This is a genomic window from Sphingomonas eleionomae, from assembly GCF_049889035.1.
Classification (GTDB): Bacteria; Pseudomonadota; Alphaproteobacteria; order Sphingomonadales; family Sphingomonadaceae; genus Sphingomonas.
This window is the reverse complement of record NZ_JBLTWP010000002.1, coordinates 468,885-482,196: the sequence shown is the minus strand read 5'-3', so window position 1 is coordinate 482,196 and position 13,312 is coordinate 468,885. Positions and strand designations below refer to the sequence as shown.

Genomic DNA, 13,312 nt, shown 5'->3' with positions numbered 1-13,312 from the left:
CGCGCGCGGGGCAAAGTGGCAAGCAGGCTGTTTGAACCCTGCATTTGTCCGACAAACCTTGCCCCTTGCGGCCCGACGCGGCACAGTCACGATATGGGAGCGGATTTCATCATGCGGCGCAGGGAAGTTCTTGCCGCCGGGCTCGCCCTGCCGGTCGGCATGGGCGCTACATCCACCGGCGCGGCTGCGGCCGCCAGGGCGCGGGCGGCAAACCCCCTGGTCCTGCAACGCGCCGATCCGCACATCCTGCGCCAGGGCGGATGGTATTATTTCACCGGATCGGTCCCCGAATATGACCGGGTCGTCCTGCGCCGGGCGCGCACCATCGCGGGCCTTGCCACAGCGCCAGAGGTCGTGATCTGGCAACGCCCGGCCAGCGGGCGGATGGCCGGTTATATCTGGGCGCCGGAACTGCATTTCTTCGACGGCCGCTGGCACATCTATTTCGCCGCCGGCGACGGGGATCAGAAATTCCGCATCCGCACCTATGTCCTTGCCTCGTCCGACAGCAATCCGACCAACGCCAAATGGTCGCTGCTCGGCCAGCTTGAAACGCCATGGGACACCTTCACGCTCGACTGTACCAGCTTTGCGCATCGCGGCCGGCGCTATCTGTGCTGGGCACAGACCGAACCGGGCATCGCCACCAACAGCAACCTTTATCTGGCGCCCATCGACACGCCGACCACGCTGGCCGCGCAGCCGGTGCGCCTCACTGTGCCGACGCTGGAATGGGAGGTACAGGGATACAAGGTGGCAGAGGGACCGGCCGTCCTCGCCCGCAACGGCCGCCTGTTCCTCACCTATTCGGGCAGCGCCACGGATGCGCGCTACTGCATGGGAATGCTCACCGCCCGCGCCGATGCCGACATCATGGACGCGGGCAACTGGGCCAAATCGCCTGTCCCGGTGTTCGCCTCGTCGGATCGGAACAGCGTCTATGGCCCCGGCCATAACAGCTTTGTCGTGGACGAACGGGCGCGCGACCTCCTCGTCTATCACGGCCGGGACTATCGGGAGATTGCGGGCAATCCCCTGTTCGACCCCAATCGCCATGCGCGGGTGCAACCGATCCGGTACCGCCCCGACGGCACCCCCGATTTCGGCGAACCTGTCGCCAACGGCCCGTTGATCTGATCGCATCGGGGGGCCGCGCCCTGCGGTTCGCGCGCATACGTATCCGCGGCTTTCGGCCCTTGCCATCGGTTGTGACCGCTACCATCTGCCGCGATTGTGCATTGCAGCAGAGTTTCGGCCATGACCGCCCCCCATTCGTCCGCTCCCTCCACGGCCACGGCCTTGCCCGCCGCCCGCACCCCGCCCGTCGCGCTGGTGATGCTGGCGCTGGCGATGGGCGGTTTTGCCATCGGCACGACCGAATTCGCCGCGATGAGCCTGCTGCCCTATTTCGCCGAAGGGCTGGGCATTGATGCACCGACCGCCGGTCATGTGATCAGCGCCTATGCGCTGGGCGTCGTCGTCGGCGCGCCGGTCATCGCCGTCCTGTCGGCCCGCGTGGCGCGGCGCACCCTGCTGATCGGCCTGATGGCGGTGTTCGCGCTTGCCAACGGCCTGTCCGCCTTTGCCCCGGATTACACCTGGATGCTGGTGTTCCGCTTTCTCAGCGGCCTGCCGCACGGCGCCTATTTCGGTGTTGCCGCGCTGGTCGCCGCCGGGCTTGTCCCCGCCAATCGCCGGGCACAGGCGGTGGCGCTCGTCCTGTCGGGCCTGACCGTTGCGACGATCATCGGCGTGCCCGCCGCCAATCTGCTGGGTCAGTGGCTGGGCTGGCGCTGGGGCTTTGGCATCGTCGCGGTGCTCGCGCTGATCACCGCCGCGATGGTCTGGCGCTTCGCCCCGCAGGATCGGCCGCAGGCGGGGGCCAGCCCGCTGCGCGAACTGGCTGCCCTGCGAAAAGCCCAGGTGTGGCTGACCCTTGGCGTCGGCGCGATCGGCTTTGGCGGCATGTTCGCCGTCTATACCTATGTCGCCTCCACGATGATCGAGGTGACGGGCGTTTCCGCCGCATGGGTGCCGGCCGTGCTCGCGGTGTTTGGCACCGGCATGATGATCGGCAATCTGGGCGCGGCCTGGCTGGCCGACCGGGCGCTGGTACCAACCGTCATCGGCCTCCTCCTGTGGAGCGCGGCGACGCTGGCGCTCTATCCCTTTGCGGCGGGCGATATCGTCACGCTGTCGCTGTCGGTGTTCCTGATCGGCATGGGCGGGGGCCTGGGCAGCGTGCTGCAGACGCGGCTGATGGACGTGGCGGGCGAGGCGCAGACGCTGGCCGCGGCCCTGCACCACAGCGCGTTCAACGTCGCCAATGCCCTTGGCCCGCTGCTCGGCGGCGCGGCCATCGCGGCGGGCTATGGCTGGACCTCGACCGGCTGGGTCGGCGCGGGCCTCGCGCTCGGCGGCCTTGCCATCTTCGGCCTGTCGCTGTTCCTGGGACGGCGTGGGGCGGCAACCCCCGTCACCCGCCCTGCGACCCAGTGCTGCTGATCCACCAGAAAATCCTCGCAATGTAGGATTTGAGCAGGTTGAATGGCGGGATGTACCCGGCATCCCTGCCCCATTCACCGACAGCGGCCTGTTGCGTGCGCATCGCTTCGGTGTCGCGTCTGTCGCACGGGCGACGCCGTCCTGTCGCGCTGGTGTCGCGTCGCCGTCGTGCCCTTGCGACGCGGGTGGCGCAGTGCCGCCGCCTTGCTGGCGCATGGCCCCGGTTGGCGATCAAAAACCCGCTTTTTGTGCCAAAACTGTCAACCGGTCACGCCACGCCGAACGGCACCACGCGGTTCAATTCGACATGGCCGATCTCGGCCCGGCCCAGAAACGGCACCTCCATCGCCCGGCACCATCGCTCGACGATCTGCTCCACGCTTTCGCCGAACGGCACGTCATTTTCGACCACCGCCGTCACCGCGCCCAGCCGGATGCCCGCAATCCCCTTCAGCTGGGTGGCATTGGCGACCTGGAACAGCATCCGGTCGATCCGGTACAGCGGTTCGTCCACCTCCTCGATCATCAGGACATGGTCGGTCAGGTCGGGCAGCCACGGCGTGCCGATCATCGCCGCCAGGATGGCCAGGTTGAATGCCGCCGCCGGCCGTCCGTCGGCCAGGCTCGGCTCCAGCGCGCGCCGATCCCGGTCGATCAGCCAGCCCAGCGCCCATCCGGCGCCCTCGCCCGCATCGTTGCGGCCCAGGCTGCTGGCCATGCTGGCATGAACCGGCCGTCCGATCCGCCGGGCATAGAGCGCACCCAGCAGGAACCCCATGTCGGAAAATCCCATATAGGTCTTGGCCCGCGCTGCATCGTTCAGTTCGGGGATCACCCGGTCCAGGATGCGGTTCGACCCGTATCCGCCGCGCGCAAACCAGATGGCATCGATCGACGGATCATTGGCATAATCCAGGAACGCCGCCGCCCGCTGCTCGTCGGTCCCGGCAAAATGCCCGGCCTCCGTAAAGCATTGCGGGTGAAAGATCAGGTCATGCGCGGGAAAATGCAGCGCCATGAACGCCCGCATCCGCAACGACCCTTCCTCGCTGACCCTTCGCGCCGGTGCGACGACCCCGATGCGCATCTCCAACCGCTCCCTGCCTCAATTCACCGGAACGGGCGGGCCATGCCTTGCCCCCCATCCATTCCCCCGATAGCCCGGCGCCATGGATAACGGCAAATCATACTATCTGGTCGGCATCGGCGGCAGCGGGATGATGCCGCTCGCGATGATCCTGGCCGGGCGCGGCGCGACGGTGGCGGGATCGGACCGGGGGCTGGATGCCGGCCGCGTGCCTGCCAAGTTCGATGCCCTGCGCGCCCTGGGCATCGCACTCCACCCACAGGATGGCAGCGGGATCGTCTCGCCGGATCAGGTCGTGATCGCCTCTGCCGCAGTCGAGGCAATCGTGCCCGACATGGTGCGCGCCGCTGAACTCGGCTGTGCCCGGATGACCCGCGCCGAACTGCTCAGCCGGTTGTTCAACGACAGCCGCCTTCGCATCGGGGTGGCGGGCACCAGCGGCAAATCGACCGTCACCGGCATGATCGCCCATATCCTGCACACCACCGGGCGCGATCCGACGGTAATGAATGGTGCGGTGATGAAGAATTTCGCCACCGCAGACGCCCCCTTTGCCAGTGCCCTTGTTGGGCCGGGCGACCCCTTTGTCACCGAAGTGGACGAAAGCGACGGCTCCATCGCCCTTTATCGCCCCGATATCGCGGTGCTCAACAATGTCAGCCATGACCACAAGTCGATGGAGGAACTGCGCATCCTGTTCGGGGATTTCATCGCCGGGGCGGGCACCGCCGTGGTCAATGCCGATGATGCAGAGGCCATGGCATTGCTCGACGCCCGCGCACCCGCAGCGGACCTGACCTTTTCCGTCGAGGGCGAGGCTGACCTGTCTGCACGGAACCTCGCCGAACAGCCCTTTGCCATCGCCTTCGATCTTGCGGCTGCCGGGCAGATGGAGGGCCGCGTCACCCTGTCCGTTCCGGGCCGCCACAACATCGCCAATGCCCTGGCGGCATTGGGCGCGACACTGGCCGCCGGGGTGCCGCTGGCAGAGGGGATTGCGGCCATTCAGGGCTTTACCGGCCTTCGCCGCCGGTTCGACCGGGTGGGTGACGCAGGCGGCGTGACCGTGATCGACGATTTCGGGCACAACCCGGAAAAGATCGCCGCGACGCTCGACACGCTGCACGCCTTTCCCGGCCGCCTGCTCGTCCTGTTCCAGCCGCATGGCTATGGCCCGCTGCGGGTGATGCGCGCCGAACTGGTCGCCATGTTCGCCGACCGGCTGTCGCCGGACGATGTACTCGTCCTGCCCGACCCCGTCTATCAGGGCGGCACCGTGTCGCGCGACGTCACCAGTGCCGATATCGTGGCGGACATATCGGCGCAGGGCCGCGACGCCCGCCACGTTCCCCTCCGCGACGATGCCGCCGCGACGCTGGTCGCCCTCGCCCGGTCGGGGGACCGCATCGTGGTGATGGGCGCGCGCGACGACACGCTCAGCCTGATGGCAGCAGACATGGTCGTCAGGCTGGACAGCAGGCTTTCCAATATGGAAAGCTGACTTGACATAGCGCGCTGGCCAAATGTAAAGTTCCCTTGTCGATTCGGAAAGGGAGGTTTCCACATGAGCCAAGTGCCAGCCGCCACGCGCCGCTATTTGCGCCGCTTCATGCCGACCATGGCCACCTATATGGCCGCCCTGTTCTTCGCCAACTGGGCCATCCGGCAATGGGACCCCCAGGGCGCGGCTCTTGTCCTGCTGTCGGTGCTGCCCGCCCTCCCCATCGTCATCCTACTCTGGGTGATCGGGCGGCTGATCGTCGAAACCACGGACGAATATGTCCGCCAGACGATGGTCACTGCGATGCTTGGCGGCACCGGCCTGATGCTGGCGGTGACGACGGTCTGGGGCTTTCTGGAAGATGGCGGCGTCCTGCCGCACCTGCCCGCCTATTGGGCGTTCGTCCTGTGGTGCGCAGGCTGGGGCATCACCCAGTGCGTCCTGGCCCTGCGCGAGCGGGCGGGCGGCGAGGCATGAAGAATCGCCTCCGCGTGCTGCGCGCCGAACGCGGCTGGAGCCAGCAGGATCTTGCGGAACGGCTGGAGGTGTCGCGCCAGAGCGTGAACGCCATCGAAACCGGCCGCTACGACCCCTCGCTCCCGCTCGCCTTCAGGATTTCCGATCTGTTCGACCTGCCGATCGAATCGATTTTCGCCAATCCGTCCAGGGAGGACGCCCAATGATCCGCCACCTCATCACCCTGATGCTCGTCGCATTGCTGTCCGGCCATGCCATGGCCCAGCCTGCCACGCCCGAAATCCGCATGGACCATATCTCGATCACCAGCATGGGTACGGGGGATCCGGTCATCCTGATCCCCGGCATGGCCAGCCCCCGCGCCGTATGGGACGGCGTTGCCCCCGACCTGGCAAAGACGCACCGCGTCCTGCTGGTTCAGGTGAACGGATTTGCCAATGACGATCCGGGCAAGAACCTGTCCCCCGGCATTATCGACGGCATCGTCACCGACCTTGCCACCTATGCTGCCCGCGAAAAGCTGAACAAGCCGGCGGTGATCGGCCATTCGCTGGGCGGCCTTGTCGCGATGAAGCTGGCGGCGGATCATCCCGCGTTGCCGGGCCGGATCATGGCGGTCGACACCCTGCCCTTTTTCGGCGTGCTTTTCGGCGCATCCGACGCGGCGACGGCAGAGGGACAGGCGCAGCGCGTGCGCGCCGCCATTACCGCCGGGGCGATGCCCGCCGCCTCCACCCCGGTGACCAGCGATCCGGGCGGCATCTGGTCCATCACCCCCGCCGGCCGGATTCAGGTCGCGAACTGGTCGCGCATGGCCGACCCGCGGGTCGTGGCTCAGGCGACGTACGAGGATATCGTGCTCGACATGCGTCCCCGCCTGTCCGCGATCACGGCGCCCTTCACCGTGCTGTACGCAACCGGGGCGGGACCGATGGCCAAGACGCTGTGGGAACGCGAATATGCCGGATCGCCCGCCCGGCTTGTGCCCGTGGCGGACAGTTGGCACTTCATCATGCTCGATCAGCCCGCGGCCTTTTCGCGCGAGCTGCAGGCATTCCTGACCAAGTGAACGAACAGGGGTTGCGCCGCCCGGCGCGACCCCGCATCGCTGGCCCATGACCGACGCACGCATCGCCTTTTTCCACCGCCCGGGCACCGGCCCGACCATCGTCTTTCTGCCCGGCTATGCCAGCGACATGACCGGGGCCAAGGCGGTCGCCATCGAACGATGGGCGATGGCGCGGGGTCAGGCGGTGCTGCGGTTCGATTATCGGGGCTGCGGCGCAAGCGAGGGCGCGTTCGAGGATTTCACCCTGGCCGACTGGCGCGACGACGTGCTGATGATGATCGACCGGGTGGCGACCGGCCCGGTGATCCTGGTCGGATCGTCGATGGGCGGGTGGCTGGCGCTGCTTGCCGCACGCGAACGGGCAGACCGGGTGGCGGGTATGGTCCTGATCGCGCCCGCACCGGATTTTACCGACTGGGGCTTTTCGCAGGACGAAAAGCTGAAGCTGCTTCAGGAAGGGCGCGTCGAACGGCCGTCGACCTATTCGCCGCAACCCACGGTGTTTACCCGCGCCTTCTGGTCCTCGGGTGAGGCGAACCGGATCACCCATGGCACCATTTCCATCGATTGCCCGGTCCGCATCCTGCAGGGGCAGGCGGATCCCGATGTGCCATGGGAACGGGCCGTGCATCTGGCCGGGCAACTGCGTTCAGCCGAGGTGCAGACCTGGCTGATCAAGAACGGCGACCACCGGCTGTCCGGCGACAGCGACATCGCGATGATCTGCCGCGCGATCGAGGATGTGAGCACGCCCCGATGATCCTGCCCCTGCTGATTGCCATTCAGGCCGCCGCGACGCCCAGCGCAGAGGATCGCGCGCGGTATGACCGCTGCCTGGACCTGGCCACTGAACAACCCGATGCCGCCGAAAAGGAAGCGGTGGACTGGCGGCTGGCGGGCGGCGGCTACCTGGCGCAGCAATGCCTGGGCATGGCGTACAGCAATCGCGGCAATTATCGGGGCGCGGCCGAAACCTTTGAAAGCGCAGCCCGTGCCGCCGAAGTGGCGCAGGAGCGGCTGACCGGCAATTACTGGACCCAGGCCGCCAATGCGTGGGCCGCCGCTGGCGATCTTGGCCGCGCGCGATCGGCGATCGATGCGGCACTCGCGGGCGGCCTGCTGAACGGGTCGGCGCTTGGCGAGGCGTATCTGGACCGGGCGCGGATCCGGGTGGCGCAGGGCGAACCGGAAAGCGCGCGGGCGGACCTTGATCAGGCATTGAAGCTGGCCGACCGCGATCCGCTGGCATGGCTGTTGTCGGCAACGCTCGCGCGGCGGCTGCGCGAAATGCCGATGGCGGTGCAGCACATCAACAAGGCCCTGGAACTGGCACCGGACGACGCCTCGGTTCAGCTGGAGGCTGGCAATATCTGGGCGGTTACCGGCGATGAGGAAAAGGCCAAGGCCGCCTGGACCGCCGCCGCAACGCTGGGCAGCGGGAAACCGGCCGGCGATGCTGCGACAAAGGCGCTGTCGCAGTTCGAAGCGCAGCCATAATCCCGCTTCCGGTCATGCGGGGGTAACGGCGCGACGATCAACGCGCGCGGCATTTACCCCAGCGCGGCCTGCTTTTCCTCGGCCAGCCGATCAAGTTCCGCCCGGCTCTTCTTTTCCGCCGCGGTCTTCAGCTGCCCGCACGCCGCATCGATGTCGCGGCCGCGCGGGGTGCGCGTGGGGGCGGAAATCCCTGCCTCGAAAATAATGTTCGAAAACGCGCGGATCCGCTCCGGGGTCGAACATTCGTAAGGCGCGCCGGGCCAGGGGTTAAACGGGATCAGGTTAACCTTGGCCGGCAGGCGATATTTGCGGATCAGGCGAACCAGTTCGCGCGCATCGGCGTCGCTGTCATTCTTGTCCTTCAGCATCACATATTCGAACGTGATGCGGCGGGCATTGTTGGCGCCCGGATAATCGGCACACGCCTGAAGCAGTTCCTCGATCCCGAACTTGCGGTTCAGCGGCACGATTTCGTCGCGCACCTCCTTGGTCACGGCGTGCAGCGAAACCGCCAGGTTCACGCCGATTTCCTCGCCCGCCCGCGCCATCATCGGCACGACGCCGCTGGTCGACAGGGTGATGCGCCGCTTGGACAGGGCAAGGCCGTCGCCATCCATGACGATATGGAGCGCATCGCGGACATTGTCGAAATTATACAGCGGCTCGCCCATGCCCATCATCACGATGTTGGTCAGCATCCGCCCCTCGGGCTGGCTCGGCCATTCGCCCAGCGCATCGCGCGCCAGCATCACCTGCCCGACAATCTCGCTGGCGGTCAGGTTGCGGACCAGCCGCATGGTTCCGGTATGGCAGAACCGGCAGTTGAGCGTGCAGCCGACCTGGCTCGACACGCACAGCGTCCCCCGATCGGCATCGGGGATGAATACCATCTCGTAATCCTGCCCGTCATCCGACCGCAGCAGCCATTTGCGCGTGCCGTCGGACGAGACCTGCGCCTCCACCACCTCTGGCCGGGCGATCACGAAGCGTTCGGCCAGCCATGGGTGCTGCGCCTTGGCGATGTCGGTCATCTGATCAAAGGCGGTCGCGCCGCGATTGTAAATCCAGTGCCAGATCTGCTTGGCGCGCAATTTGGCCTGCTTCGGCTCCAGCCCGGCAGCTTCCAGCGCGGCGCGGATCGCATCGCGCGACTGCCCGACCAGGTCGATGCGGCCGTCCGTCCGCGCGGCAGGGGCGCGGGGGACGGGCACGGGGTCGATATGCCCCGGAATGGGCATGGACGGCGATACGGTGTCGAGCATGACCGCCACATAGGCGATTTGGCGCCCGAATGCCAGTTGCGTGACCTATCGTCAGCGTCGGGGGGCGGTGCCGCAGCCAAGCCGGGCCGCATCGATGGCCGCCGCCGCCCCGTTAAGGGCATAGCTGTCGACAAATGGCCGGCCATTGGCGGCGATGGTTTCGACCGTCATCGACCGGGCCGATCGCATTGCGGTGACGATCGCCTGATCGGTTGCTGCATCGGGCGACCACGCGTCCGATGGCCCGGCCATCAGTACGAAACGCCGTTCCCCGACGGCCAGCGTCACGGGTGCGCGCTCGCTGCGCGGGCGGCTCAATCGCAGGTGCAACTGATGCCTGATTCGCTCGCCCGGCCAGTTGGCGATCGCCGCAAATGCCGCTCCGCCCCGATCCAGCGGACGTGCCATCGCATAGCATCGCCGGGGCATCGCGTCGGAAAATGCACCCCATGCGCCATAAACGCCGATCACATTCCGGGCAGTCGCCGGGTCCACTGCGACCAGCAGGCCGACCAGTACCAGCGCGGAAAAAGCCACGCATTTCCCGGAGACGCCGGTCCCGACGCGCCCGTGCAATGGCCAGCGGGTTGTTTTCATACCCCATGGTTTCAAGCCCCTGTGGCGAAATTGCAACGGTTAATCGGCGTTTACGTGCGGTTCATGCAACTGACAGCGTCGCCCTGCGCTTAACCCGCCTCTCCGCGCTCTTGCAGCGGAGTTTTTGAGTAGGAGTTGTTATGCGTACCCTTACCCTTTTGGCGCTTGGCGCCGCCACGATCGCAACGCCGGCCATGGCGCAGGATACCGCGCCCAACTGGACGGGCGGACGGATCGCCGTGCTCGGCGGCTATGACAATGTGCGTTCGGGCAGCACCGAGGATTCGGACATCGATGGCGACGATCAGTCGATCGACGGTTTCCAGTACAGCGCCGAGCTGGGCTATGATTACCAGATCGGTGGCGCCGTGATCGGTGCCGAAGCGGAAATCGGCGATTCGACCGCCAGCGTCGACAACAACAACACCGATCCGAACTATTTCGGCTATGGCCAGGTGAAGACCGGTCGTGACCTGTATGTCGGCGCCCGCGCCGGTATCCTCGCCACACCGTCGACCCTTGTCTATGCGAAGGCCGGTTATACCAATGCCCGTCTGGACGCGACGGCCAGCGACGGCGTGACCGAGGTCGGCCGCAACTTCAAGCTGGACGGTTATCGTCTGGGCGCCGGCGTTGAGCAGGCCATCGGCACCAACACCTTTGCCAAGGTCGAATATCGCTATTCCAACTATGGCGATGCCCGCCTGGAGTTCAACGAAGGCGGCACGATCGGCAATTTCGATGTCGATACCGACCGGCATCAGGTTGTCGCGGGCGTCGGTCTGCGCTTCTGATCGGCAAGCATCGCCAAATCAGGCGGGAAAGGGTCGGGGCCGCTTGCCCCGGCCCTTTTTGCCGTTAAGGATGAGGCGGTATTACCAGCTGTTAACCGAATCCAGTCCACTCGGAACGGCATCGGAAAACAGGGCGAGAAGCCCCGGGGGATAGAACGGACATGAAGGCCACGATCGAACGCGCGACGCTTCTCAAGGGGCTGAGCCATGTCCATTCGGTGGTGGAGCGGCGGAACACCATTCCCATCCTGTCCAACGTCCTCATCGACGCCACCGGCGACGGTGTCATCCGCCTGATGGCCACCGACCTCGACCTGCAGGTGGACGAGACGCTGAAGGCCGATATCGAAACGTCGGGCGCGATCACGGTGCCCGCGCACATGCTGTTCGACATCGCCCGCAAGCTGCCGGAGGGCGCGCAGGTGCAACTGGCCGCCGGCGACGGCCGACTGACCGTGACGGCCGGCCGCGCCCGGTTCAGCCTGCAGACGCTGCCGCGCGACGATTTCCCGGTGATTGCCGAGGGCGAATTGCCGGTCCAGTTCGAACTGCCCGTCGCCACGCTCAAGCAGATCATCGACAAGACCCGTTTTGCGATCTCTACCGAGGAAACGCGCTATTATCTGAACGGCATCTTCCTGCACGTGACGGATGAGGCGCAGCCGGTGCTGAAGGCCGCGGCGACCGACGGCCACCGGCTGGCCCGCGTCACCGTGCCGCGCCCCGATGGCGCAGAGGAAATGCCCGGCGTGATCGTGCCGCGCAAATGCGTGAACGAACTGCGCAAGCTGCTGGACGAAGTGGACGGATCGGTCGGCGTTTCGCTGTCCACGTCCAAGATCCGCTTTGACCTGGGACAGGCGATCCTGACGTCCAAGCTGATCGACGGCACCTTCCCGGATTACAGCCGCGTCATCCCGACCGCGAATGATAAGCTCCTCAAGATCGATCCGAAAAGCCTGATGGCCGGCGTCGACCGCGTGTCGACCATCGCCACGGAAAAGGCGCGGCCCGTCAAGCTGGCGCTGGACCGGGACAAGGTCACGCTGTCCGTCACCAGCCCGGAACACGGCACCGCTGCCGAGGAAGTGCCCGGCGACTATGCCGCCATGGGATTCGAAATCGGGTTCAACGCCAAATATCTGCTCGACATTCTGAGCCAGGTCGAAGGCGATGCGATCGAGGTGCATCTGGCCGATGCCGGGGCGCCCACACTGATCCGCGAAAACGACAAATCGGCCGCGCTCTACGTCCTGATGCCGATGCGGGTCTGACCGGAACCGGGCGGGCCAGCCCGTCCGCATCCGGCACATCCGTCATCCGCTAGGGCAGCGGCGCAATCCCTGCCCGCAGCACGCGCAGCACATTGCCACCCATCACCTTTGCGATATCGCGTTCGGACAGGCCGGCATCGATCAACCCTTGCGTGATCAGGACCAGTTCGCCGGTATCGAACCCGGTGGTCACTGCGCCGTCGAAATCCGATCCCAGTCCGACATGGTCGATGCCGGCAACATCGCGGACGTGCAGGATCGACTGGATGATCGCCGATACGTCCACGGAACAGACCGCGCCGTCCCAATAACCGATGCCGACCACCCCGCCGGTGCGGGCAACGCCGCGGATCTCATCATCGGTCAGATTGCGGTTTTCCCGGCAAACCGCCTGAACACCGCCATGGCTGGACAGGACAGGCCGGCGGACCATGGCCAGGATTTCGGCCACCGACTGATGGCTGGCATGGGCGATATCGACGATCATGCCGCGCGCCTCCATCCGCCGGATCACCTGTCGCCCCAGCGGGGTCAGCCCGCCCCTGGCCACCCCGTGCATCGACCCGGCGACTTCATTGTCGAAAAAATGCACCAGGCCGGCCATGCGAAATCCGGCGGCATACAGCCGGTCCACATTGTCCAGCCGCCCCTCCAGATTGTGCAGCCCCTCGACCGACAGCAAGGCGCCGGTCACCTTTACCCCGCGACGGCGATCGGCGACCAGGCCGTCCAGCGCCGCCGGGCTGTCGATGACCCGCAACGCGCCGGCTGATCCGGCCTCTGCCGCGCGCAGCTTTTCGGCGTGGAACAGCGATCGTTCCAGCAACGAACCCCAGGTGCGCGGCGGCTGCATCTGCCCGATGGCGAGCAGGGTGATGTTGTCCGTTTCGCCCGTATTGGCGGCGTAATTCTGATTTTTCGGGGTCTTGGTGACGCTGGAGAACACCTGAAGCGCGACATTGCCAGCACGCAGCCGGGGCAGATCGACCTGCCCGCGGTCAGAGCGGTTGAGCAGGCTGCGTTTCCACAACAGGGTATCGCCATGCAGATCTGCCACCGCCAGCCGGCGGTGCAGCGCGCGGGCAGCGGGCGTGATTTCAGGCCGTTGGCCGGCAACGACACGGTTCATCCCCCGCTCGGCGATGCCGGGGGCCAGGGTGAAAAAGGCGGTGGCAGCGATCAGGACAAGGGCCAGCACACCCAGCAGCAGCTTGCGGATCATCGCCCCCTCCTCATCCCGTTTTTCCCG

Annotated in this window: 14 protein-coding genes; 10 read left to right on the top strand and 4 right to left on the bottom strand. The window is 66.3% G+C overall.

All coding sequences use genetic code 11. From position 1 onward, the window contains the following. Nucleotides 1-111: 111 nt before the first annotated feature. Nucleotides 112-1,137, top strand: a complete 1,026-nt coding sequence (locus ACNI3Q_RS06540) for a glycoside hydrolase family 43 protein (RefSeq protein ID WP_426275031.1) — start codon at nucleotides 112-114, stop codon at nucleotides 1,135-1,137. Nucleotides 1,138-1,350: 213 nt separating this feature from the next. Then, complete coding sequence (locus ACNI3Q_RS06535) at nucleotides 1,351-2,505, top strand: MFS transporter (protein ID WP_426275645.1); 1,155 nt, start codon at nucleotides 1,351-1,353, stop codon at nucleotides 2,503-2,505. Between the two features lie 268 nt (nucleotides 2,506-2,773). On the opposite strand, the gene ACNI3Q_RS06530 is transcribed toward ACNI3Q_RS06535, so the two are convergent. Then, nucleotides 2,774-3,592: an LD-carboxypeptidase gene (locus ACNI3Q_RS06530; protein WP_426275029.1), complete on the bottom strand. Its 819-nt coding sequence runs from the start codon at nucleotides 3,590-3,592 to the stop codon at nucleotides 2,774-2,776. 82 nt (nucleotides 3,593-3,674) lie between these two features. On the opposite strand from ACNI3Q_RS06530, the gene ACNI3Q_RS06525 reads away from it, so the two are divergent. The 6 genes from ACNI3Q_RS06525 (at nucleotide 3,675) to ACNI3Q_RS06500 (ending at nucleotide 8,136) form a co-directional block, all read left to right on the top strand. After that, a complete protein-coding gene (locus ACNI3Q_RS06525) occupies nucleotides 3,675-5,093 on the top strand; it encodes a UDP-N-acetylmuramate--L-alanine ligase (RefSeq protein ID WP_426275027.1) in 1,419 nt (472 codons plus the stop codon). A gap of 63 nt (nucleotides 5,094-5,156) precedes the next feature. Then, the gene (locus ACNI3Q_RS06520; RefSeq protein WP_426275025.1) at nucleotides 5,157-5,570 is read left to right on the top strand and encodes a hypothetical protein; all 414 of its coding nucleotides are present in this window, start codon (nucleotides 5,157-5,159) and stop codon (nucleotides 5,568-5,570) included. After that, nucleotides 5,567-5,776, top strand: a complete 210-nt coding sequence (locus ACNI3Q_RS06515) for a helix-turn-helix transcriptional regulator (protein ID WP_426275023.1) — start codon at nucleotides 5,567-5,569, stop codon at nucleotides 5,774-5,776. The genes ACNI3Q_RS06520 and ACNI3Q_RS06515 overlap by 4 nt, the downstream gene beginning before the upstream one ends. Then, the gene (locus ACNI3Q_RS06510; protein ID WP_426275021.1) at nucleotides 5,773-6,639 is read left to right on the top strand and encodes an alpha/beta fold hydrolase; all 867 of its coding nucleotides are present in this window, start codon (nucleotides 5,773-5,775) and stop codon (nucleotides 6,637-6,639) included. Before ACNI3Q_RS06515 ends, ACNI3Q_RS06510 begins: the two co-directional genes overlap by 4 nt. Nucleotides 6,640-6,685: 46 nt before the next feature. After that, nucleotides 6,686-7,399, top strand: a complete 714-nt coding sequence (locus ACNI3Q_RS06505; RefSeq protein ID WP_426275017.1) for an alpha/beta hydrolase — start codon at nucleotides 6,686-6,688, stop codon at nucleotides 7,397-7,399. Continuing rightward, nucleotides 7,396-8,136 carry a tetratricopeptide repeat protein gene (locus tag ACNI3Q_RS06500; RefSeq protein WP_426275015.1) on the top strand — a complete coding sequence of 247 codons (741 nt, stop codon included), beginning with the start codon at nucleotides 7,396-7,398 and terminating at the stop codon, nucleotides 8,134-8,136. The genes ACNI3Q_RS06505 and ACNI3Q_RS06500 overlap by 4 nt, the downstream gene beginning before the upstream one ends. Nucleotides 8,137-8,189: 53 nt before the next feature. Here the strand turns inward: ACNI3Q_RS06500 and rlmN are convergent, their stop codons facing one another. Together rlmN and ACNI3Q_RS06490 are read right to left on the bottom strand one after the other, a co-directional pair. Further along, complete coding sequence (rlmN, locus tag ACNI3Q_RS06495) at nucleotides 8,190-9,398, bottom strand: dual-specificity RNA methyltransferase RlmN (protein ID WP_426275013.1); 1,209 nt, start codon at nucleotides 9,396-9,398, stop codon at nucleotides 8,190-8,192. Nucleotides 9,399-9,449: 51 nt separating this feature from the next. Further along, nucleotides 9,450-9,935 (bottom strand): invasion associated locus B family protein, encoded by a 486-nt coding sequence (locus ACNI3Q_RS06490; protein WP_426275011.1) that lies wholly within the window; start codon nucleotides 9,933-9,935, stop codon nucleotides 9,450-9,452. A 200-nt stretch (nucleotides 9,936-10,135) separates the two neighbouring features. On the opposite strand from ACNI3Q_RS06490, the gene ACNI3Q_RS06485 reads away from it, so the two are divergent. Together ACNI3Q_RS06485 and dnaN are read left to right on the top strand one after the other, a co-directional pair. After that, nucleotides 10,136-10,789 carry an outer membrane protein gene (locus tag ACNI3Q_RS06485; protein WP_426275009.1) on the top strand — a complete coding sequence of 218 codons (654 nt, stop codon included), beginning with the start codon at nucleotides 10,136-10,138 and terminating at the stop codon, nucleotides 10,787-10,789. Nucleotides 10,790-10,950: 161 nt separating this feature from the next. Then, nucleotides 10,951-12,063: a DNA polymerase III subunit beta gene (gene dnaN / locus ACNI3Q_RS06480; RefSeq protein ID WP_426275007.1), complete on the top strand. Its 1,113-nt coding sequence runs from the start codon at nucleotides 10,951-10,953 to the stop codon at nucleotides 12,061-12,063. 49 nt (nucleotides 12,064-12,112) lie between these two features. Here the strand turns inward: dnaN and ACNI3Q_RS06475 are convergent, their stop codons facing one another. Further along, the gene (locus ACNI3Q_RS06475) at nucleotides 12,113-13,285 is read right to left on the bottom strand and encodes a dipeptidase (RefSeq protein ID WP_426275005.1); all 1,173 of its coding nucleotides are present in this window, start codon (nucleotides 13,283-13,285) and stop codon (nucleotides 12,113-12,115) included. Nucleotides 13,286-13,312 lie beyond the last annotated feature (27 nt).